The following is a 20128-nucleotide window of genomic DNA, read 5'->3' as shown; positions in this document are numbered from 1 at the left end:
ACGCGAAGATTGAAAATCTTCGCGCCTGAGTCGTGAGCCCGCCAGTCCACCGACAAGGCAACTCTCTTCCCCCACCTAGCCCACGCCCTCTTCGTCGACAGCCTTCAGCGCCAAGGTCGCCATCGCACGTATCCCCTCATACGACTTGGCCGACGCGATAAACCTGCCGTTGTGGCAGAAGCCCGCATCCGGCACCCCGGTGACCGCCGCCAGCTCGGCATCGCGCAGCCCCGCCCACGCTTCCGGCAGGTCGGCCCGCGCATCGAAACTCTCGGCGCTGATCGACACGGTGTGCAACATGTGGCGTTGCTCGGCGACGTTGTGGCTGATGACAAACAACACCTTCGGCATCTCCTTGCGCACCACCTGGCTCCACGGCAGCGCGCCGTTTTTCAGGAACAAGACCCTGCCGCCATCGAGCACCTCCCCTTGCCGCACCTGCTCCAGCGCGAGCAAGGCGCCCACCCGGTATCGCACGGCATTGAGCATGACGTCGGTCAGCACGGCCATCGCGCGGCGGAATTGCGCCAGGCGGTACGCATCGGCCGCCTCGCCGTAGCCCAGCCTCTGCTCGTCGAGCCAGTTGGTGTTGTAGCCCGAGATCACCGCCGAGAGTCCATACCCGCCCGGCGCGCTCTTCGCGGCCCCCACGTCCGACAAGTCGAGGTACTGCACCACGTCCGCGTCGATGCCGTAAGCCACTTCCCGCGCCTTGTCGTCCGACAGCTGATGCCCGCAATGCGCCAGGGCCAGCGCCGCCACGCAGCGCGCGCCATACTCCCGCCACACCAGGCCCGCGCTGGCATACGGCACGCCGCTCTGCCGTGCTCCGTCGAAGCCTTTTTGATGGTGGTCGAAGCGGCCGGTGGCCGGGTCCCAGATGCCGCCGACATCGACGGCGAAGTCGGCCGCTTCAATGGCCGCCGGCTCGCGCGTGCGGATGATGTCGGCGTCGGGGAATAACACCTTCAGTACGGCGACCGCCCACGCGTCGTCCGCGTGAAACTTGCCGCTGTGAGTCGCTATGATCATGCTTGGTCCTATCGTTAAACGACCGCCATGATATACCGTCACGGCCGCGGCACCGATGGCGTGGCCAATCGAGGCTTGCTCTGAAGCGGACCTGCCAGCCGGGCCGCGGCCGGACCAGGTGCCGCGGCGCTATCTCGCCGCACCCGGCGATGCCGCGCCGGCGCTGACAAAAGTGACGTCGATCGCCGCGTGGTCGGACGGGTTGCCGGCCGCGGCGCCGTACAACGACGCGCTCTGCACCGCCAGCTGGCGCGCATAGACGAAGTCGATGGTCGAGGCTTCAAACGTCGGGCCGATGTAGTCCTTGCCGGCCTTGACCGCCGCCAGGCCATGCGCCGCGAACGCTTGCTCGATCGCCGCCGACTGCTCGGCGTTGCGCTCGAAGTTGTTGAAGTCGCCCGTCACGATCAGCGGCGCACCGGCCGGCGCGTAGGTGCTCAGGTAGCGGCCGATGTTGCGCGTGTCGGCGACATGGGCGGCATATTGGCCGCCGTCGCAATCGGCATGCCCGCCCCAGGCGATGCACAAATGGGTGGTGGCGATCACCACCGTCTCGCCGCTCGCCTTGTTGCGGAACTGGCTGAACACCGCCACGCGCTCGCCGCCGCCGTCCGCGCTGACCGCGATCCTGGACCAGGGCGCGCCGCCCGGCTCCCAGCGCGTGCTGTCGTAGAAGATCGAGGCGTCCTGGAGTTCGCCGGCCAGCTTGTAGTCGGCGCTGAGCTGGTAGCGGCTGTCCGTCAAGCGGTATTCGTTCTCCTGGGTGGTGACGAAATCGTGGCGATGCAGGTTGACATACTGCGACAGCTTGACGATGGGCGGCGGCTGTTTCGCCGGGTCCATCGCCGACCACGAAAACAGATTGGCCTGCAATACGCGGATGGTGCCGGCCTGGGCCGCGTTGGCCGCGGCCAGCGCCAGGATCAGCAAGAGATGAGGGTATTTTTTCGGGTGCATAGACGGATGGCGATCTCGGGATGCACGGTGTATGCATCGGCCGCCTGATGATAGCGTGTTTCACAGGCCGGATGCGGGGCGGCGGCGATGCCGCCACCCCTGCCCCGGAAACGCTGGCCGAAAAACCCGCCGCGCTGGTCCCGCGCTTACTCGCTGACCTCGACCACGCGGCCGTTCAAGGGCTGCACGGGACGCGCGTTCATTTTGTAGAGCTTGTGGAATGCGGCCAGCTGTTTCTTCGACAGCTCGACCGGTGTGCGCAGCACCTGCCAGCGCACGCCGTCGCTGCACGGCGGCGTCGTCAGCGAGCCCATGAATTTGAAGTAGGCGCGGTTGGCGGGCAGCACGTCGGCCGGGTTGAAGCTGGCCAGCTGCACCGGCTTGCCTTCGGCCGGCAAGGCGTCGAACACCGGCGCCAGCGCCTGGTTCTCGCTGCCTTCCTTGAACAGCACGGCCACCACGGACAGCTTGCCGTCGGCGCTCTTGTGGACGAAGTGGGCCACCATCGGATAATTGACGCCGTTGATTTTTTCCTCGCTCGGCGTGTGGAAGTGGAACTGCAGCAGGTTGGCGCTCTCGTCGCCCGCCTTCAGCGTGCTGCCGGGCGGCAGGTTCAGCTGCACCGTGTGGCCGTTGTTGATCACCTCGGCGGTGCCGGCTGCGTAGTTGAACGTGAGCGGCGCCAGCGGCGCCTTCCTGGCGTGGCGCTCCTCGATGTTGATGGGCGACTGTTCCTTGCTCAGTTTGCAGGCGGTGTTCGCCGCTTCCAGATCGGCCCAATGCGCGGGGGCGGTTTTGCCCTGGTAGCTCCAGTGCGGGGCATGGTCTTGTGCACAGGCGGCGCCCGACAAAGCCAGCATGGCGCTCATGGCGAGGATATTCGTTCTCTTCATATTTTCTCCATTTCAGTTCAATAGTTAGATGCCATTTCCATCCGGTCTGTTTCAGCATTCGATACTATGCCGGTCAGAAATTATTGGCCAGGGAAATCCCCTTCCGTGCGCCCGAACATCGATCCGCAGCATGGCCGGGACGAATGCCGCGGGCACCACCGTGCTGTCCAGTTCCAGCGTCGGCCGCGGCGCGCCTGAGCGCCCTCTTGTTTTTCGCTTTCGACAAAGGAAATATTGCATTATTGACAATCCCGGCAGGGTAGCCGATAATCCCCGCCACCCGACTGGAACACCCGGCCTTCCGGCGGAGCTACTTCCTTAACCCCAGCAGTAAGCACATGGAATGATCGTATGCGTGGACAATTCTTAGTTCTTCCCTTGATGTTGTTGTCCAGTGCCGTGCTCATCGCATGTTCGTCGGGGAATTCGCCACCGCCGTCCCCGCCGCAGCCGCCTTCGGCCGAAGCAACGCTGGCCAGCACCATCCGCAGCGATGCGCGGCTGGCGCAGGTCCGCGCCAAGGCCAGGCAACTGGTGGCCAAGGAACTGACGGCCGGCAGCGGCTATCCGGCCGTGTTCATCCGCGACCTCAATACCTTTATCGACCTCGCCATCGAAACCCGTGGGCCGCAGGTCGTGCGGTCCCAGCTCAGACAGTTCTTCGAACATCAGGGGGTGGACGGGAACATCGTCGACGGCATCAACTCGGCCGACGGCGCCGCCTTCAAGGCCACGGTCGAAAGCGACCAGGAAAGCTCGCTGGTCCAGGCGGTCGCCAGATACGTGGCGGTCAGCGGCGACAGGGCCTTTCTTGCGGAAGAGATCGGCGGCGTGACGGTGCTGGCGCGCCTGGAAAACGCGCTGACCTTCCTCTACACACAGCGGTATGCCGGCAAGTACGGCCTGATCTTCGGCGGCACGCGCGCCGACTGGGGCGACGTGCAGCCCGAAGATTCGCCGGGCAACACCCTCAACGCGGCCAGCCACCCCAGCCTGAGCATCTACGACAATGCGATGCTGACCCTGGCGCTGGCGGACCTGCAGGCGCTGGAGCGGGCGGCCGGACGCGACGCCGCCCCCTGGGCCGCCAGGGAAGCCGCCCTGCGCCAGGCGGTGCGCGCGCATCTGTGGACGGGCTCGCAATTCATCCCGCACGTCTACCTGGAGCAGGGATCGCCCTTCCCCGCCAGCTACGACGAGGCGCGCATGTATTTCCAGGGCGGCACGGCGGTGGCCATCCAGGCCGGCCTGCTTGAGCCGGCCGAGGTTGCGCAAGCGTTCGCGCGCATGGTGAAGAACAAGACCGACTCCGGCTCCGGCAGCATAGGCGTCAGCCTGTATCCGCCCTATCCCGACGGCTTTTTCCACAACAGGTATTTCATGGCGATGGAGTATGTGTACCAGAACGGCGGCGACTGGCCCTGGTTCGGCGCCCGCATCGTTCAGCAGATGGTCGTGCACGGGCAGGCGCAGCAGGCGTACCAGGAGCTCTCGCCCATGTTGGACCGCGTCCTGCGCGACGACGGCTTTTACGAATGGTACAGCCGCGACGGCGGCAAACAGGGATCGGGAGACTATCGCGGCACCGCCGGGCAACTGGTCAAGGCGATCGACCTGCTGCAGGACTGGGCCGCGCACCGCTAGCCGACCGCGCCCGCCGCGGAGTGCCGTTCCAGCTCGATGATGTTGGAGGCGACGCGGTTGCGTCCCAGCGACTTGGCGCGGTACAGAGCCTGGTCGGCGGCCTTGATGAGATCGATCGGCTCGGTCTCGAAACGCACCGGCGCGAACGCCTCGACCCCGGCGCTGACCGTCACGTGGCCGGTGGCGTTGCCGGGATGCTTGAGCTCCAGCTCCTCGATGGCGGCCCGGATATTCTCGGCCACGGCGATCGCGCCCGCCACGTCGGTGCCCGGCAGCAGCACCACCAGTTCCTCGCCGCCGTAGCGCGCGGCGACGTCGCCCGGCCGGTGCTTGCCGCCGGCCACCACCTTGCCGATCGCCTTCAGGCACTCGTCGCCGGCGGCGTGGCCGAACAGGTCGTTGTACTGCTTGAAGCAGTCGACGTCGATCATGATCAGCGCCAGCGAACTGGCGCTGCGCATGGCCCGGCTGAACTCGTTCTTCAGGGAGGTGTCGAAATGCCGGCGGTTGCCCAGCCCGGTCAGGCCGTCCTGCATGGCCAGCCGCTCCAGCGTGTGGTTCAAGGTCTCCAGCGAATTGCGGGCGCGCACCAGTTCGTCTTCCGCCTGGATGCGCCACTTGATCTGGCGTACCAGCCGGCCTCCGAGCAAGGCGATCACCAGCACCAGCATGACCACGCCGCCGCTGTCGATGTAGGCGTCGCTGCGCCACTGCGCCAGCACCTCGTCCTTGGACAGCGCGGCGGAGACCACCAGCGGATATTGCTCCAGCCGCCGGTAGCTATTAATCCGCGTCACGCCATCCTGGGCGGACGGAAAGGTGACGGTATCGACCGCGGCCCGCGGCAGGTATAGGCTGAACAGCGGCAGTTTCGAGATGTCGCGCCCCAGCGATTTTTCGCTGAAGGGGCGGCGCATCAGCAGGATGCCGTCGTCCAGCGCCACCTGGATGGCGCCGTCCTGGCCGATCTTGAAGCGCTGGAAGTAGCGCTGGAAGTACTCCATGTTGATGGTGGCCAGCACCACCCCGCCGAAGCTGCCGTCCGGATGGTTGTAGCGGCGCGACACCGTCACGATCCAGTCCCCGGTCGACTTGCTGCGCACCGGCGGGCCGATATGGATGCCCCGATACGCATGTTCCCGGTGGTAGATGAAGTACTCGCGGTCGGAATTGTTCTGCCCCTTGAGCAGCACCGCCTGGGAGTTGACCAGCCAGCGGCCATCCTCGCCGTAGACGAATATGCCGTGCAGCTGCGGCAGTTCGGCCACGCGGTGCACCAGCAGCTCGTGGATGCGCGCGAATCCCGCCGCTGCCGCGCCGTCGTTTTCGATCCGCTCCACCAGCCCGACCAGCACCGTATCGGCCTCCTTGATGGTGTCGTAGGCATGCTGCGCCACCGCTTCGGCCAGGTTGGCCGCGGCGACTTCCGATTCGACCAACTGGACAGTCCGGGCCTTCACCGTGAGCCATATCTGCACGCCGACCAGGCACACGCACACCAGGACCACGAAGAAGATGGCCAACGACATGATGGGCAATCTTGCTCCGCCCTTGGCGGCGGCCGAACCAAGGGGGCGTTCCGAGTTGTTGCTGGACATCATAGGCGGCACCTCGTAGTGTCATCAACCGGGCAGAATTCAAGTATGTGCGTTTTACGGGGATGAAATCTCTCAAATAATCACGGCGGCCGCCGTCGCCGGCCGGCGGCCAGGGTTATTTCCTACAATACGGCGGCGCCGCCGCCGCGTATCGTGCGCTCCGCTACCGTCACTCTTATCGGAGACCCGCACTATGAGCATCCTGATTTCCATGGCCGCCTTCGCACTGGCCTCATCGATCACCCCCGGCCCGGTCAACGTCGTCGCCCTGGGCAGCGGCGCGCGGCACGGCCTGCGCGCCAGCCTGCGCCACGTGACCGGGGCCACCGTCGGCTTCACCGCCCTGCTGCTGCTGACCGGCTTGGGCCTGCATCAGCTGCTGGCCCAGGCGCCGGCGCTGACGCGGGCGATCCAGCTGGCCGGCGTGGCCTTTCTGCTGTTCATGGCGTGGAAGCTGGCGCGCGACGACGGCGCGCTCGCGCCCGGCGGCAACGGCAAGGGGCCGTCGCTGGCGACGGGCGCGGCCATGCAGTGGCTCAATCCGAAAGCCTGGGTGGCGGCGGTGGCCGGCATGGGCGCGTTCGCCGCCGACGGCGACGCCGCGCTGGTGTGGCAGTTCGCCGCGTTGTACTTCGTGATCTGCTACGCCTCCATCGCCTGCTGGGCCTACGCCGGCGCCTTGCTCGGGCGCCGCCTGGCCAAGCCGGCGGCCATGCGCCGCTTCAACCGCGCCATGGCGCTGCTGCTGGCGGCCAGCGCGCTGTACCTGCTGCTCAGCGCAGGTACTGCCCCGGCGTCGCCGCCAGCAGCTGCTTGAAGATGCGCTGGAAATGCGCCTGGTCGGCGAAGCCGGTCGCCAGCGCCACCTCGGCGATCGGCGCGCCGCCTTTGAGCAGGCCGCGCGCCAGCTGGATGCGGCGGTTCAGCAGGTAGGCGTGCGGCGTCATGCCGTAGCGCTTGCGGAAGGCGCGGATCAGATAGGACGGCGACAGCCCGGCCGCGGCGCAGATGTCCTCCAGCTTGAGCGCGGCGGCGCCATGGTCGCGGATGTAGTCGGCCGCGCGGTCGAGCTTGCTGTTCGCTTCGCGCTCGACGATGGGGGCCGGGTCCAGGCTGGACTGCAGCTGCCCGAAGAAGGCCAGCGCCGCGCACTGCCGCTGCAGGTGGTCGGCGCCGGCGGCGGTCAGCACGTCGTAGAAGCGGTTGAAGCCCGCGTACAGCGCCGGCGCGGTCGTCATGGCCGCCGCGAACGGACGGAAATCGCGGTTGGCGCTGAAGCCCCACTCGTGCTGCAGGCCGGCCAGCCAGGCGCGGTCCACATACAGCATGCGGTACGACCAGGTCTCGTCGGCGATCGGGTTGCAGGCGTGGACGTCGCCCGGATTCATCAGCACGATGGCGCCCGGCCCCGCCTGCCGGCGCGAGGACCGGTTCAGGTAATCGGTGCGGCCGCTGCGGATCGCGCCGATGGAAAACGTTTCGTGCGCGTGCCTGCCGTAGCAAAGCTTGCGGCCGTCGGCCACCGTGCGCGCCTCGATGAAGGGCAGGCTGGCGTCGCGCCAGAAACGGGGTCCGGGTGTGATGATCGGCTGTGGCATCCCGCCAGCATACCGCATTCATGGAAATTAAATAATTTTCCCAGTTGACACTTCTGACAACACTGGTGTTATACTTCACTACAACACCTAACCACAAAGGAGATGCCATGCACAAGCCGAGCCGTCTGTCCCTGCTGTTGTCCGCCCTGTTCCTGAGCCACGCCGCCGGCGCCGCCACGCCGGCCGAACAAACCGCCGCCCTGTTCGCCCCGTACGCCAAGGCCGACGCGCCCGGTTGCGCCGTCTCCGCCTGGCGCGACGGCCAGCCGCTGATCGAACAGGGCTTTGGCGCCGCCAGCCTCGAACACGAAGTCGCCATCGACGCGCGCCGCACGGTGTTCGACCTCGGCTCGACCTCCAAGCAGTTCACGGCGGCCGCCATCCTGCTGCTGGCGCAGGACGGCAAGCTCAAGCTGGACGACGACATCCGCCGCTACCTGCCGCAACTGCCCGACTACGGCACGCCGATCACGGTCGACCACCTGCTGCACCACACCAGCGGCCTGCGCGACTACCTGGTGCTGCTGAACCTGGGCGGCGTCTCCAGCGGCGACGTCAGCACCAGCGCCGACGCGCTGGCCGCCATCGCGCGCCAGCAGGGCTTGAACTTCCAGCCCGGCAGCGCCTACGCCTACAGCAACACCGGCTACTTCCTGCTGGCCCAGATCGTCGAGAAGGTCAGCGGCAAGAGCCTGGCCGAATTCGCCAAGGCGCGCATCTTCGAGCCGCTGGGCATGGCCGACACCAGCATCCTCGACGATCACGCCAAAGTGGTGCCGCACCGCGCCAGCGCCTACCGCCCGGACGGCCCCGCCAGCTTCGCGCTGCTGATGTCGAACTGGGAGCAGACCGGCGACGGCGCGGTCCAGTCCACCGTGGCCGACCTGGCCAAGTGGGACGCCAACTTCTACCAGCCCAAGGTGGGCGGCGCCTGGCTGGTCGAACAGATGCAGGCGGTGGGCAAGCTCAACGACGGCACCCCGCTGCACTACGCGCGCGGCCTGATGGTGGACCAGTACCGCGGCCTGCAGATCGTCTCGCACGGCGGCGCCTTCGCCGGCTACAAGGCCGAACTGATGCGCCTGCCGAAGCTCAAGCTGGGCGTGGCCGTGCTGTGCAACCGTCCCGACCTGGACCCGAGCGGCCTGGCGCGCAGGGTGGCCGACATCTACGCGGCCGGCGAATTCCCGGTCGCGGCGGCGGCGGCCGAGCCGCAGGCGGTGGCGCTGGCCGATCCGGCCCGCTACGCCGGCGTGTACTGGAACGCGCGCGAAGGCATGCTGCGCCGGGTGGAGGCGCAGGACGGCAAGCTGTGGTACACGGCGCCGGGCATGAAGCAGGAGTTGCTGCCGGTGGGCGAAGGCCGCTTCGTGCGCGATCCCAAGCGCACCGCCCAGCCGGCCGTCATCACCGAGCGCACGCTGGTGGTGGAGCGTCCGGGCGAACCGCCGGCCCGCTTCGAGCGGGTGGCGGCCGGCGCCATGACGGCCGCGCAGCTGGCCGCCGTGGCCGGCAGCTACCACAGCGACGAGCTCAACGCGACCTTCGACTTGAAGCTCAAAGACGGCAAGCTGTGGATGGCGGTGCCGCGCTTCGGCGAGCAGCCGCTGGACTATGTGTTTGCCGACGCCTTCGGCGCGGCCGGCATCGTGGTGCGGCTGCAGCGCGACCGCGCCGGCAAGGTCACCGGCATGGTGGCCTACGTCGGCCGCGCCAACGGCATGAAGCTGGTGCGCCGCGGCTGAGGCCAACCCTGCGCGCAAGGCCGGCGGCCTTGCGCGCTTCAGCGTTGCAGGAAGTCGAGCAGCAACTCGGTGATCCGGCGCGGCCGCTCCAGCATCATCCAGTGGCCGGCGCCGTCGACCCGTTCGTAGCGCCAGCGGCCGTTGACTTCCTCGCTGGACTCCTGCATCTGCGCCTCGGTCAGGTAATGGTCGCGTTCGCTCCAGACGCCGGTGACATTGCACTGCACCTTGGGCCCCGGCAGCGGCGGCGTGCCGTCCGGCGGCGGCATGGCCGGCTTGGAATTGGCGCGGTACCAGTTGAGCGCCGGCGTCACCGTCCCCGGACGCTTGAAGTGCGCGATGGCCGCCTCGACGTCGCCCTCGTTGCGGCTCAGGGCGCGCAGGAAGGCGAAATCGTTGCGCTGGAACGCCGCCTCGGCCACGCCCTCGAACTGGAAGAACAGCGAATACCACGACTTCTCGCGCTGCTCGATGCTGTTGAAGCCGGGATGCCAGGGCGCGCCGACCGACAGCACCATCAGCCGCTCCACCCGATCCGGGAAGAACGCCGCCAGATACCAGGCCACCACCGCGCCCCAGTCGTGGCCGACCACGCGCGCCTGCTTGATATCGAGCACGTCGAGCAGGCCGGTGACGTCGCCCAGCACCTTGCCGATGGTGTAATCGGACACGGCCGGCGGCATGGGCGCGTCGCCGTAGCCGCGCAGGTCGGGCGCGACCACGCGGTAGCCGGCGTGCACCAGGGGCATCACCTGATAGCGCCACACGCGGTGCGTATCCGGGAAGCCATGCAACAGCAAGACGACAGGCCCTGTGCCGACGTCGAGTACGGGAAAGTCGAGATTGTGGACGCGCACGGTCTTGACGTAGCGCTCCAGCGGATGGATCGCCTCGGTGGTTTGCGCGCGCGCGCCTGCGCTCATCACGATGCAGGCGAAAAGCATGCAGGCCATCCGCGCCAGCATGTTGATACCGATCTTGTTCATCTTGGTCATCCTCCTGAGGTAAGCCATAAGGTGCGCCCAGCTTGCCACGGAGGTAAAACCGCCGGCTACGACAATGTGATCAATTGCGCAAGATTAGTGATGAACGCCGGCGCCGCCCCACTCAGGCAAACTCCGCCTGCACCTGCTTGAGATAGCGGGCGCTGACGCGCACCGTGTCGCCCTGGTTCAGCCGCACGGCGGTGTAGCCCTCGCTGTCGGTGCGCAGGCCGGCGATGGCGCTGCGGCGCACCACGGCCGTCCGGTGCACGCGCACGAACTCCTGCTGCGGCAGCCGCTCGGCGAGGGCCGTGATGGTGCTGCGGTGCAGGACCACGCGCCCGGCCAGATGCAGCTCGACGTAGTTGCCGGCCGCGCCCAGCCAGACGATCTCGTCCACCTCGACGCGCTCCAGGCCGCCGGCCATGCGCACCACCAGCTGCCGCAGCGGCGGCGCGGCGTGGCCGGCCGTGTCGGCGGCGCGCTCGTGCAGGTAGGCGCGCAGCGCGCCGTTCGACGCGGCCTGCTGGTTGAGCGCCAGCATGCGGTCGGCGCGCGCCAGCATCAGGTCGAAGCGCTCGTCGTCGAAGGGCTTGAGCATGTAGTCCAGCGCGAAGACGTCGAAGGCGCTCAGCGCGTGCTCGTCGTAGGCGGTGACGAAGACGATCAGCGGCGCGCCCGGCAGCTGGCACAGTTCGCGCGCGAACTCCAGCCCGGACTGCCCCGGCATCTGGATGTCGAGCAGGACCAGGTCGGCCGGCGCGCCGCGCAGCCGCGCCCGCGCCTGCTCGCTGGAGCGGCACGATTCAAGCATGCGCCATTGCGGCCGCCTGGCCAGCAGCCATTCCAGGTTGGCGATGGCCGGCAGTTCGTCATCGACGATCAGGACCGTCCGCGGCGGCGGGGAAGCGCAGTGCGATTGCGTAGTGGTGCTCATCATCGGCGTCCAGGTTCAATGTGGCGCGCCGCCCGTACAGGATGTCCAGGCGTTCGCGCGTCATGCTCAGGCCCAGCCCGTGGCCGGCGCGCGAGGCGGCCGGCACCGGGTTGGCGATACGCAGGCCCACCATGCCGTCGGCATAGTCCAGCCTGATGTGGATGTCGCACCGCTGGTGGTGCGGTTCCACGCCGTGGTGCACGGCGTTTTCCGCCAGCGGCTGGAACAGCAGCGGCGGACAGGGGTAGCGGCGCCAGTCGCGTTGCTCGACGGCCCACTCCACCCGCATACGCTCGCCGTAGCGCAGGCTTTGCAGTTCGAAGTAGACGCGCAGGAAGCGCAGCTCCTCGGCCACGCTGGGCTGCTTGCCCTTGCCCACGGCCAGCGCGTAGTCCAGCAGCTCGCCCAGCCGGGCCAGCGCGTGGTCGGCCAGCGCGGGATCGGCCGTGCGCACCAGCGCGCTGATGCTGTTGAGCGCGTTGAACAGGAAGTGTGGCTTGAGCTGTCCTTGCAGCAGGCCCAGGCGCAGTTGCAGGTTCTCCGTGTGCGCGCGCTGCGCCGACAGTTCCTGCTGCCGGCCGCGCCGCCAGGCGGTGTACAGGGCCTGCGCCACGAAGGCCAGGCCGACCGCGAACACGTTGTACCACCACGTCATGCGCCCCGCATCGGCCAGCATGGCGGGGAAGTCGGCCAGCGGGCGGCCTGCGCGCAGCAGCGCGATCAGCTGGTCGGCGCCGGTCAGCAGTGGCAGGAAAACCATCATCGACAGTAAAAACGCCAGCAGCAGGTGCGCGCGCCGCAGCACGATGTGCGGCCAGCGCGCGAACGCCAGCGCCAGCAGCCAGCTGTCGAACACCAGCGGCAGGTATTGCAGCATCAGCGTCTGCAGCAGGGCCGGCAGCGCCAGCGTGCGCCCGCCGTTGGCGGCGTCGACGGCGGAGGCGAGCGCCTCCAGCACGGCCAGCAGCTGCCAGCCCAGCAGGATCAGCAGGCCCGGCCGACACCAGCGCAGCGCGCGCGGCGCCGGCCTGGTCCGCGCGGGCGCGGCGGCGGGGATGGCGCAGGTGGCGTCAAGCATCATGGCGCGACACCGGGTAGGCCAGCCGCAGACGGGTCAGGTCGCCGTCGGCCTGCGTGGACAGCGTGGCGGCGCCGCCGTACAGCATGGCCAGGCGCTCGCGCGTCGCGGCCAGCGGGTCGCCCTTGCCGCTGTGGGCGCCGCGCGGATGGCTGATCTCGACCAGCACCCGGCCGGCCGCCGGCTGCAGCGCGATGCGCACGCCCAGGCGGCGCGGCGGCGCGTCCAGCGCCTGCTCCAGCAGCGGGAACAGCAGCAGCGGCGGGCAGCGGTAGTCGCCCCAGTCGCACGCCTCCAGCTGCCAGTCGACCTGCATGGCGGCGCCGTGGCAGAGGCGTTGCAGGTCGACATAGTCGCGCATGAATTGCACCTCGTCGGCCACGCTTTGCCAGTCCGAGCGGCTGGCGCGCAGCGCGTAACGCAGCAGGTCGCTCAAACGCGCCAGCGCCCGCGTGGCCGGCTCGCGCAAGCCCTCGCGGTTCAGGCGGGCGATGCCGGCCAGCGCGCTCGACAGGAGGTAGGGTTCCAGCTGGCCCTGCAGCAGACGCAGGCGCAGCGCCAGATTTCCTTGCCGGGTCAGCTGCGAGGCCAGCGTCTGCGCCTGGGCCTGGCGCCACGCGGCGTAGGCCATGTGGGCCACGAAGGCCAGCGTCAGCAACAGCGCGTTGAACCAGCAGCTCAGGGCGCCCTGCTGCCTGAGCAGATCGAGCGGCGCGGCCAGCGCGCTGCCGCGGATCACGCTCATCGTCGCGCCCTGCCAGATGCTCAGCGCCGGCACGAAGGCCAGCAGCAGCGCCAGGTAGAGCAGCGCCAGCCGCGCCAGCGCCGGCTGCCTGGCCGCCGCGCGGTCGAAACCCACGGCCAGCGCCAGGCTGAGCATGGTCAGCGGCAAATGCAGCGCGATGAAACGCAGCAGCGTCAGCGGGAACGGGGCATGCGGCGCGCCGGACTGGGCATCGCCGAAGTTGGCCAGCGCGCCCAGCACGGCCATCAGGTTCCAGACCAGCGCGGCGGCCGCGAACGGCGGCAGCCATCCGGGCGGGTTCGCCTTGGCGGACGGCATGGGCGGAACGGCGTAGTTGCTGGTCATGAAGGGCTGGGGGTGGCCGAGCGAAGACGCCAAATTTACATGACTTTTTTACAATGCGCCACAGTTAGCGCAGCGACGGAACTAGACGACTGGTCTAATTGTGCTATGATGGCGCCATGACTACCGAACACAACAACGTCCGCCAGCACATCCTGGACACGGGCAAGACCATCATCACCGGCAAAGGCTTTGCCGGCGTGGGCTTGAACGAGATCCTGACGGCCGCTGGCGTGCCCAAGGGCTCCTTCTACCACTACTTCAAGTCCAAGGAGTTGTTTGGCGAGGCGTTGCTGGACGACTACATCGAGCACTACCTGGCGCAGATGGACGTCACGTTGAACCAGCCCGGCCAGAGCGCCGCGCGTTCGCTGATGGACTACTGGGCCAGCTGGGACGACCTGGACGCGGACAGCTGCGATTGCCGCTGCCTGGTGGTCAAGCTCAGCGGCGAGGTGGCGGACATGTCGGAAGCCATGCGCACCGCGCTGCTGGACGGCACCAACCGCATCGTCGGCCGCCTGGCCGACAGCGTCGAGCGGGCGCTGGCCGACGGCTCGCTGCGCAACATCGACGACGCGCCGCACACCGCCCTGGCGCTGTACCAGCTGTGGCTGGGCGCGGCGCTGCTGACCAAGCTGCGGCGCGAGCCCAGCGCGCTGCGCGCCGCCTGGCGAGCCACGCTGTCAATGCTGGGCCTGCCTCAAACCCATGGGGGTCAAGTCTGACATTCGGACACGAGCCCGGCTGTCGCACGGGGGTCAAGTCTGACATTCGGACACGGGCTCAACCCTAGGCTGGCCTACGGTTGAGCCCGTGTCCGAATGTCAGACTTGACCCCCAGCCCACGGCACAGGCCGTGTCCGAATGTCAGACTTGACCCCATTTTTTGAATGTCAGACTTGACCCCATTTTTTGCGCATCACTAGACGACCAGTCTAATAACAGGAGCTAGCATGAAAAATTTTGAATTCCATAACCCTACCAAGATCGTCTTCGGCGCCGATACCATCGCCCAACTGTCGCGCCTGGTGCCGGAGTCGGCCCGCGTGCTGATCCTGTACGGCGGCGCCAGCGCCGAGAAGACCGGCACCCTGGCCGAGGTGCGCTCCGCCCTCGGCGCCCGCGTGAGCCGCGAGTTCGGCGGCATCGAACCCAACCCCAGCTATGAGACCCTGATGCGCGCCGTCGAACAGGTGCGCCGCGAGGAGATCGACTTCCTGCTGGCCGTCGGCGGCGGCTCGGTCATCGATGGCACCAAGTTCGTCGCCGCCGCCGCGCTGTACGACGGCGAGCCGTGGGAGATCGCCCTGAGCGGCGGCGCCAAGGTGGGCCGCGCCCTGCCCTTCGGCGCCGTGCTGACCCTGCCCGCCACCGGCTCGGAAATGAACAACGGCGCCGTGGTCACCCACAAGGCCAGCCACACCAAGCTGCCGTTCCGCAGCCCGCTGCTGTTCCCGCAGTTCTCGGTGCTCGATCCGGCCAAGACCTTCACCTTGCCAACCAAGCAGGTCGCCAACGGCCTGGTCGACGCCTTCGTCCACACCGTCGAGCAGTACCTGACCTACCCGGTGCAGGCGCTGGCGCAGGACCGCTTCGCCGAGGGCCTGCTGCAGACCCTGGTCGAGATCGCGCCGCAGGCGCTGGCCGCGCCGGACGACTACGCCACCCGCGCCAACCTGATGTGGACCGCCACCCTGGCCCTCAACGGCCTGATCGGCGCGGGCGTGCCGCAGGACTGGGCCACCCACATGATCGGCCACGAGCTCACCGCGCTGTACGACATCGACCACGCGCGCACGCTGGCGCTGGTGCTGCCGTCGCTGCTGGACGTGCAGCGCGACAGCAAACACGCGAAGCTGCTGCAATACGGTGAGCGCGTCTGGGGCATCCGCGACGGCAGCGACGAGCAACGCATCGACGCCGCCATCGCCCGCACCCGCGCGTTCTTCGAAGGCCTGGGCATTCCGACCCGCCTGTCGGCCTACCAGCTGGGCCAGGAAGCGGTCGAAGCCGTGCTGGCGCAGCTGGAAGCGCATGGCATGACCAGCCTGGGCGAACACCGCGACATCGACCTGGCCCGCAGCCGCCGCATCCTCGAAGCCGCACTGTAATTCCATTCACTCACAAGGACACGATATGAACATCCTGATGGTACTCACCTCGCACGACCAGCTGGGCAACACCGGCCACAAGACCGGCTTCTGGCTGGAGGAATTCGCCGCCCCGTACTACGCGCTGAAGCAGGCCGGCGCCAAGCTGACGCTGGTGTCGCCGCTGGGCGGCCAGCCGCCGCTGGACCCGAAGAGCGACGCGCCCGAATCGCAGACCCCGGCCACCGTCCGCTTCAAGGCCGATCCCGAGGCGCAAGCCGCGCTGGCCCACACCGGCAAGCTGGCCGACGTTGCGGCGGCCGATTTCGACGCCGTGTTCTACCCGGGCGGCCACGGCCCGCTGTGGGACTTGGCCGAGGACCGCGCCTCGATCGCGCTGATCGAAGCCATGCTGGCGGCCGGCAAGCCGGTGGCGGCGGTGTGCCACGCGCCCGGCGTGCTGCGCCATGTGAAGGCGGCCGACGGCAGCCCGCTGGTACGCGGCAAGCAGGTGACCGGCTTCACCAACACCGAGGAAGAGGCGGTCGGCCTGACCAAGGTGGTGCCCTTCCTGGTCGAGGACATGCTGAAGGAAAACGGCGGCATCTACTCCAAGCTGGGCGACTGGCAAGCCTACGCGGTCACCGACGGCCTGCTGGTGACCGGCCAGAACCCGGCCTCGTCGGAGGCGGCCGCGGCCGCGCTGCTCAAGCTGCTGGCCTGAGGCTGCGCGCCAAAAAGCCGCTTGCCCTGCCGTTAATTCAATGCAAAAATCACATCTCCATTGCCGTACCCCACCGGAGAATACGATGAGCTTACTGGATCAACTTGCAGGACAGGTCATGGGATCGCTGGGCGGCCAGCAGGGCGAAGAAGCGCAGCAGGGGAACCTGCTGTCGGGCGTGATGGCGATGATAGACCAGGCCGGCGGCGTGCCGGCCGTGCTGGAGAAGCTCAAGCAGAGCGGCCTGGCCGACCAGGTCATGTCCTGGGTCGGCACCGGCGCCAACCAGGCCATCTCCGGCGACCAGCTGGAGGCGGCGCTGGGCTCGGACCAGTTGCAGCAGATCGCCGGCCAGGCCGGCATCGATCCGCAGCAGGTGTCGTCCGGCCTGGCCGCCATGCTGCCGCAGATTATCGACCAGCTGACGCCGCACGGCGAAGTGCCGGCCGACGGCCTGCTGGCGCAAGGCCTGAGCCTGCTGCAGGCGCGGCTGCGCGCCTGATCACCACATCAGATCGTCTGGGATCTGGAAGGCGGCGTAAGGGTCGTCTTCCTCCACCACGGTGGTGCTCTTGTTGACGCGCACCACCAGGGTGGCGTCGCGCTCGGCGATCTTGTCGGCGATCACGCGCGGCACCAGTTCGGCCACGCCGTTCAGCACCACGATCACCAGCCGGCCTGCGACCAGGTGCTCGCGCACCGCCGCCGTCACGAACATGCGCTCGATCTTGCTGCCGTGCGTGTAGTTGTAGGCGATGTCGCCGTTGTGGCCCTTGCTCTGGCGGTTCTGCTGCACCATCTGCGCGATCTGCGCCAGGATGGCCTTCTGCTGCGCGGCCGCGTCGCGCTGCGCGTTCAGTTCGCGGTTGCGCTCGGCCAGCTTACGCTGCGCCTCCTGCGCGGCCAGCTTGGCTTCGTCCACGCTCTGCGTGCCGCTGCGGCGCTCTTCCTTCTTCTGCTTGCTCTTTTCCTGATTGGCGACCTTGACCTTGTTCTTGGCCACCAGGCCGGCCTTCAGCAATTGATCTTGTAACGAAACCATGTGTACCACTCCATAAAAAAAGGTCCGCCGCCCCTTGCGAAGCCGCGGACCCCATTATAGCTGCGGCGTGGCGCTTAGAAGCGGTAGTTCAGCGCGGCGGCGAAGGTGCGGCCCAGCTGGCTGAACTGCGAGCCGTCGTAGGTCACCATCGAGTAGCGGCCGTCGAAGGTGATGGAGTTGTATTGCACCTCGGACGGGGTCATGCCGGTGACCGGGTCCTTGGTCTTGCTGTCCAACAGGGCCTGGCCCGCCGAGTTGAGCGCCTTCATGTTCCACTTCGGCGTGACGTTCAGGATGTTGTTGACGTTGAACGACAAGGTCACGTTCTTGGCCACGTTGTAGTTGAACGCGAAGTCGGTGACCACCTTGGTCTTGAACTCCACCTCCAGATTGTTGTCCAGGCCGGCATTGCGGAAACGGGTCGGGCCAAACAGGGTGTTATTCAGCGAGAAGTTGTAGTCCTTGTAGTCGAGATCCGCGCCAAAGATGGTCTTGTATTTCGGACGCGACGTGAACATCAGCGCTTCCTGGGTCGCGTCCAGCACGGACTGGTTCGCCGCCGCCACCGTCGACGGATTGTGGACGCTGCCCTCGCGCTCGTTTTTCAGCGACAGGTTGCCCGACAGGTTCAGCGTCACCTTGCCTTCGCCCAGCGGCAGGTTCTTGCGCGACATCACGTAGTCGAGGCCCGAGGTGCGGCTGGTCAGCGCGTTGGCGAAGAAGCTCACCGAGACGATGCCGTTGGCGTTCAACACCTGGTCGAGCGGGCTGGCCGCGACGCAGGCTGCTTGCTCGGCCGGATCGGCTTTGTTACAGGCCGGCACGATCTCCTTGCCCAGCACGATACGGTTCTTCACCTTGATGTTGTAGTAGTCGACCGTGATGCTGGTGTTGTTGTCGGGCTTGAGGCCCAGGCCCAGCGTGATGTTGTTGGACTTCTCGGCCTGCAGCTTCGGCACGCCGAGCGCCGCCGCTTCCTTGGACACATTGTTGACCAGGCCGGACACCTGGATGCCCTTGCCCGGCACGAAACTGTACTGGGCTTTCTGCGTGTAGATCTGCGCCAGCGACGGCGCGCGGAAGCCGGTCGATGCCGACGCGCGCAAGGTCAGCTGCTCGCTCACCTTCAGGCGGGACGACAGCTTCCACACGAACGCGCTGCCGAAGTCGCTGTATTTTTCGTAGCGGCCGGTGCCGTCGACCAGCAGGCTGTCGCTGATGTCCCAGGTGGCGCCGCCGTACGCGCCGTAGTTCGAGCGCGAGGTCGGGAAGGAGTTGCGCGGATCGTTGCCGGCGAAGGAGTCGGCGCCGGTGCCGATATACGATGCCTCCTCGCCGGCTATCGTCTTGAATTTCTCGTGGCGGATTTCAGTCCCTGCATACGCGCTGACGGTCGGCGTGACCTGCTTGGAGAGGTCGCCGTTGAACACGAAGTGTTCGAACTTCACGCCGCCTGCGTTGAAGTGCGTCGGCGAGGCCGCGCCCAGGCTGCGGTTGACCGAATTGCCGACTTCATAGCTTTGCTCGTTGCCGCCGTAGGTCAGGCTCAGGTCCGTGCCCCAGCCGCCCAGCATGAGCTTGACCCCGCCGGTGGCGTTGTAGTCGTCGAGCTTGCCGACAAAGGTCGGCACGTAGCCGAGGTAGGGCGTGCCGGGCGCATGCAGCAGGCCGTAGTCCGTCGGACGCCAGTACGGCGTGCGGTAGTTGGCATAGCTGTCGACCTGCTTGTGCACATACGCGGCGTTGCCGTAGACCGAGACGTCGTCGCTCAACTCGTAGCGGCTGTTGACCAGGGCCTTTTGCGCGGAGGTGGCGGGCGAGCCGTTGATATTGCCCGCGTCGGGCTTGATCGCCAGGAAGGCTTGCGCGTCGGCCAGGGTGCCGCCCAGCGTATCGGGCTCGGCCCTGGCATCGACCAGGCCGGGGCGGTTGGACAGGCCCACGTGGGACACGTCGAGCGTGTAGTTGACAAAGCCCCGGTCGCCCAGCGCCACGCCGTGGTTCAGGCTCAGGCCGCCCATCTTGCCGTCGCTCTCGTGGGTGATGCCGGCGCGCGCGGTCAGCGAGCCGCCCTCGGCGCTGTCCTTGAGGATGATGTTGACCACGCCTGCGATGGCGTCGGAGCCGTACTGGGCCGAGGCGCCGTCGCGCAGCACTTCGATGCGCTTGATCGCGTCCTGCGGAATGGCGGAGATGTCGGAGCCGCTTTCGCCGCGGCCCGGCGAGGTCTGCGTGTAGACCAGCGAACTCGCGTTCTTGCGCTTGCCGTTAATCAGGATCAGCACGCGGCTCGGTCCCATGTTACGGATTTCATACGGATCGAGCAGCGAGGTGGCGTCGTTGACCGGGGTCTGCACGGTGTTAAACGAGGGGACGCGGAATTGCAGCGCCTTGTCGAGCGAGGCCTGGCCGGTCTTGTTCAGGTCGCGCGAGCCGATGATATCGACCGGCACCGGCGTATCGACCATGGTGCGCTGGGCGCCGCGGCTGCCGGTGGAAACAATCACCACTTTCTGGATATCGTCCGGGACGGCATCGGCCGCGGCGGCGGGCTGCACGGCAGCGGTCTGGGCGACGGCGGCTGCTTCGGCCTGGGCCTGGGCCAGGACGTAGGGACTGGCGGACAACAACAACGCTGCGAATGGAAAATTCTTTTTCATTGTGCGATCTCTTTATTTTCGTGATGTTGGATGTCGATTGATTGCAACATGGGTGCC

At 67.4% G+C, this 20128-nt stretch carries 18 protein-coding genes; 7 read left to right on the top strand and 11 right to left on the bottom strand.

What is annotated here, in order from left to right; genetic code table 11:
- Nucleotides 1-75: 75 nt before the first annotated feature.
- From AC07WS_RS05035 to AC07WS_RS05025, 3 genes are all read right to left on the bottom strand, one after another.
- Nucleotides 76-1032 carry an MYG1 family protein gene (locus tag AC07WS_RS05035; protein WP_494727984.1) on the bottom strand — a complete coding sequence of 319 codons (957 nt, stop codon included), beginning with the start codon at nucleotides 1030-1032 and terminating at the stop codon, nucleotides 76-78.
- Between the two features lie 129 nt (nucleotides 1033-1161).
- Nucleotides 1162-1989, bottom strand: coding sequence for an endonuclease/exonuclease/phosphatase family protein (locus tag AC07WS_RS05030; protein WP_494727983.1), 828 nt, complete (start codon nucleotides 1987-1989; stop codon nucleotides 1162-1164).
- A 146-nt stretch (nucleotides 1990-2135) separates the two neighbouring features.
- The gene (locus AC07WS_RS05025; RefSeq protein WP_494727982.1) at nucleotides 2136-2882 is read right to left on the bottom strand and encodes a carbonic anhydrase; all 747 of its coding nucleotides are present in this window, start codon (nucleotides 2880-2882) and stop codon (nucleotides 2136-2138) included.
- Between the two features lie 351 nt (nucleotides 2883-3233).
- On the opposite strand from AC07WS_RS05025, the gene AC07WS_RS05020 reads away from it, so the two are divergent.
- Nucleotides 3234-4526, top strand: a complete 1293-nt coding sequence (locus AC07WS_RS05020) for an MGH1-like glycoside hydrolase domain-containing protein (RefSeq protein ID WP_494727981.1) — start codon at nucleotides 3234-3236, stop codon at nucleotides 4524-4526.
- On the opposite strand, the gene AC07WS_RS05015 is transcribed toward AC07WS_RS05020, so the two are convergent.
- On the bottom strand, nucleotides 4523-6127 hold the full coding sequence (locus tag AC07WS_RS05015) for a sensor domain-containing diguanylate cyclase (protein ID WP_494727980.1): 1605 nt from the start codon (nucleotides 6125-6127) through the stop codon (nucleotides 4523-4525). The two genes, AC07WS_RS05020 and AC07WS_RS05015, sit on opposite strands and share 4 nt — an antisense overlap.
- Nucleotides 6128-6317: 190 nt before the next feature.
- On the opposite strand from AC07WS_RS05015, the gene AC07WS_RS05010 reads away from it, so the two are divergent.
- Nucleotides 6318-6941 (top strand): LysE family translocator, encoded by a 624-nt coding sequence (locus tag AC07WS_RS05010; RefSeq protein WP_494727979.1) that lies wholly within the window; start codon nucleotides 6318-6320, stop codon nucleotides 6939-6941.
- Here AC07WS_RS05010 and AC07WS_RS05005 read toward each other — a convergent pair.
- Nucleotides 6898-7722: an AraC family transcriptional regulator gene (locus AC07WS_RS05005; protein WP_494727978.1), complete on the bottom strand. Its 825-nt coding sequence runs from the start codon at nucleotides 7720-7722 to the stop codon at nucleotides 6898-6900. The two genes, AC07WS_RS05010 and AC07WS_RS05005, sit on opposite strands and share 44 nt — an antisense overlap.
- 107 nt (nucleotides 7723-7829) lie before the next feature.
- On the opposite strand from AC07WS_RS05005, the gene AC07WS_RS05000 reads away from it, so the two are divergent.
- On the top strand, nucleotides 7830-9467 hold the full coding sequence (locus AC07WS_RS05000) for a serine hydrolase domain-containing protein (protein ID WP_494727977.1): 1638 nt from the start codon (nucleotides 7830-7832) through the stop codon (nucleotides 9465-9467).
- A gap of 38 nt (nucleotides 9468-9505) precedes the next feature.
- Here the strand turns inward: AC07WS_RS05000 and AC07WS_RS04995 are convergent, their stop codons facing one another.
- From AC07WS_RS04995 to AC07WS_RS04980, 4 genes are all read right to left on the bottom strand, one after another.
- Entirely contained in the window at nucleotides 9506-10453 is a 948-nt protein-coding gene (locus AC07WS_RS04995; RefSeq protein WP_494727976.1) for an alpha/beta fold hydrolase, read from the bottom strand.
- A 121-nt stretch (nucleotides 10454-10574) separates the two neighbouring features.
- Complete coding sequence (locus AC07WS_RS04990) at nucleotides 10575-11387, bottom strand: LytR/AlgR family response regulator transcription factor (protein ID WP_494727975.1); 813 nt, start codon at nucleotides 11385-11387, stop codon at nucleotides 10575-10577.
- Nucleotides 11323-12468: a sensor histidine kinase gene (locus AC07WS_RS04985; RefSeq protein ID WP_494727974.1), complete on the bottom strand. Its 1146-nt coding sequence runs from the start codon at nucleotides 12466-12468 to the stop codon at nucleotides 11323-11325. The genes AC07WS_RS04990 and AC07WS_RS04985 overlap by 65 nt, the downstream gene beginning before the upstream one ends.
- Nucleotides 12458-13555 (bottom strand): histidine kinase, encoded by a 1098-nt coding sequence (locus AC07WS_RS04980; RefSeq protein ID WP_494727973.1) that lies wholly within the window; start codon nucleotides 13553-13555, stop codon nucleotides 12458-12460. Before AC07WS_RS04980 ends, AC07WS_RS04985 begins: the two co-directional genes overlap by 11 nt.
- 116 nt (nucleotides 13556-13671) lie before the next feature.
- Between AC07WS_RS04980 and AC07WS_RS04975 the strand changes: the two genes are divergently transcribed.
- The 4 genes from AC07WS_RS04975 (at nucleotide 13672) to AC07WS_RS04960 (ending at nucleotide 16871) form a co-directional block, all read left to right on the top strand.
- The gene (locus AC07WS_RS04975) at nucleotides 13672-14280 is read left to right on the top strand and encodes a TetR/AcrR family transcriptional regulator (RefSeq protein ID WP_494727972.1); all 609 of its coding nucleotides are present in this window, start codon (nucleotides 13672-13674) and stop codon (nucleotides 14278-14280) included.
- 228 nt (nucleotides 14281-14508) lie between these two features.
- Nucleotides 14509-15666, top strand: coding sequence for an iron-containing alcohol dehydrogenase (locus AC07WS_RS04970; protein ID WP_494727971.1), 1158 nt, complete (start codon nucleotides 14509-14511; stop codon nucleotides 15664-15666).
- A 25-nt stretch (nucleotides 15667-15691) separates the two neighbouring features.
- Entirely contained in the window at nucleotides 15692-16369 is a 678-nt protein-coding gene (locus AC07WS_RS04965) for a type 1 glutamine amidotransferase domain-containing protein (RefSeq protein ID WP_494727970.1), read from the top strand.
- Nucleotides 16370-16409: 40 nt separating this feature from the next.
- Complete coding sequence (locus AC07WS_RS04960) at nucleotides 16410-16871, top strand: YidB family protein (protein WP_494727969.1); 462 nt, start codon at nucleotides 16410-16412, stop codon at nucleotides 16869-16871.
- Here the strand turns inward: AC07WS_RS04960 and AC07WS_RS04955 are convergent, their stop codons facing one another.
- Nucleotides 16872-17411 (bottom strand): DUF2058 domain-containing protein, encoded by a 540-nt coding sequence (locus tag AC07WS_RS04955; protein WP_494727968.1) that lies wholly within the window; start codon nucleotides 17409-17411, stop codon nucleotides 16872-16874.
- A gap of 74 nt (nucleotides 17412-17485) precedes the next feature.
- Nucleotides 17486-20071: a TonB-dependent receptor plug domain-containing protein gene (locus AC07WS_RS04950; protein WP_494727967.1), complete on the bottom strand. Its 2586-nt coding sequence runs from the start codon at nucleotides 20069-20071 to the stop codon at nucleotides 17486-17488.
- Between the last annotated feature and the right edge of the window lie 57 nt (nucleotides 20072-20128).

It is taken from the genome of Duganella sp. GW821-FHT01E12 (assembly GCF_059422325.1).
This window is presented reverse-complemented; position numbering and strand designations above follow the sequence as displayed.

Coding starts and splice junctions, on each gene's coding strand:
- AC07WS_RS05030 (WP_494727983.1), bottom strand. CDS start 1,989: ATGCACCCGAAAAAATACCCTCATCTCTTGCTGATCCTGGCGCTGGCC.
- AC07WS_RS05000 (WP_494727977.1), top strand. CDS start 7,830: ATGCACAAGCCGAGCCGTCTGTCCCTGCTGTTGTCCGCCCTGTTCCTG.
- AC07WS_RS05010 (WP_494727979.1), top strand. CDS start 6,318: ATGAGCATCCTGATTTCCATGGCCGCCTTCGCACTGGCCTCATCGATC.
- AC07WS_RS04980 (WP_494727973.1), bottom strand. CDS start 13,555: ATGACCAGCAACTACGCCGTTCCGCCCATGCCGTCCGCCAAGGCGAAC.
- AC07WS_RS04990 (WP_494727975.1), bottom strand. CDS start 11,387: ATGAGCACCACTACGCAATCGCACTGCGCTTCCCCGCCGCCGCGGACG.
- AC07WS_RS04985 (WP_494727974.1), bottom strand. CDS start 12,468: ATGATGCTTGACGCCACCTGCGCCATCCCCGCCGCCGCGCCCGCGCGG.
- AC07WS_RS05035 (WP_494727984.1), bottom strand. CDS start 1,032: ATGATCATAGCGACTCACAGCGGCAAGTTTCACGCGGACGACGCGTGG.
- AC07WS_RS04995 (WP_494727976.1), bottom strand. CDS start 10,453: ATGAACAAGATCGGTATCAACATGCTGGCGCGGATGGCCTGCATGCTT.
- AC07WS_RS04975 (WP_494727972.1), top strand. CDS start 13,672: ATGACTACCGAACACAACAACGTCCGCCAGCACATCCTGGACACGGGC.
- AC07WS_RS05005 (WP_494727978.1), bottom strand. CDS start 7,722: ATGCCACAGCCGATCATCACACCCGGACCCCGTTTCTGGCGCGACGCC.
- AC07WS_RS05025 (WP_494727982.1), bottom strand. CDS start 2,882: ATGAAGAGAACGAATATCCTCGCCATGAGCGCCATGCTGGCTTTGTCG.
- AC07WS_RS04970 (WP_494727971.1), top strand. CDS start 14,509: ATGAAAAATTTTGAATTCCATAACCCTACCAAGATCGTCTTCGGCGCC.
- AC07WS_RS05020 (WP_494727981.1), top strand. CDS start 3,234: ATGCGTGGACAATTCTTAGTTCTTCCCTTGATGTTGTTGTCCAGTGCC.
- AC07WS_RS04965 (WP_494727970.1), top strand. CDS start 15,692: ATGAACATCCTGATGGTACTCACCTCGCACGACCAGCTGGGCAACACC.
- AC07WS_RS04960 (WP_494727969.1), top strand. CDS start 16,410: ATGCAAAAATCACATCTCCATTGCCGTACCCCACCGGAGAATACGATG.
- AC07WS_RS05015 (WP_494727980.1), bottom strand. CDS start 6,127: ATGATGTCCAGCAACAACTCGGAACGCCCCCTTGGTTCGGCCGCCGCC.
- AC07WS_RS04955 (WP_494727968.1), bottom strand. CDS start 17,411: ATGGTTTCGTTACAAGATCAATTGCTGAAGGCCGGCCTGGTGGCCAAG.
- AC07WS_RS04950 (WP_494727967.1), bottom strand. CDS start 20,071: ATGAAAAAGAATTTTCCATTCGCAGCGTTGTTGTTGTCCGCCAGTCCC.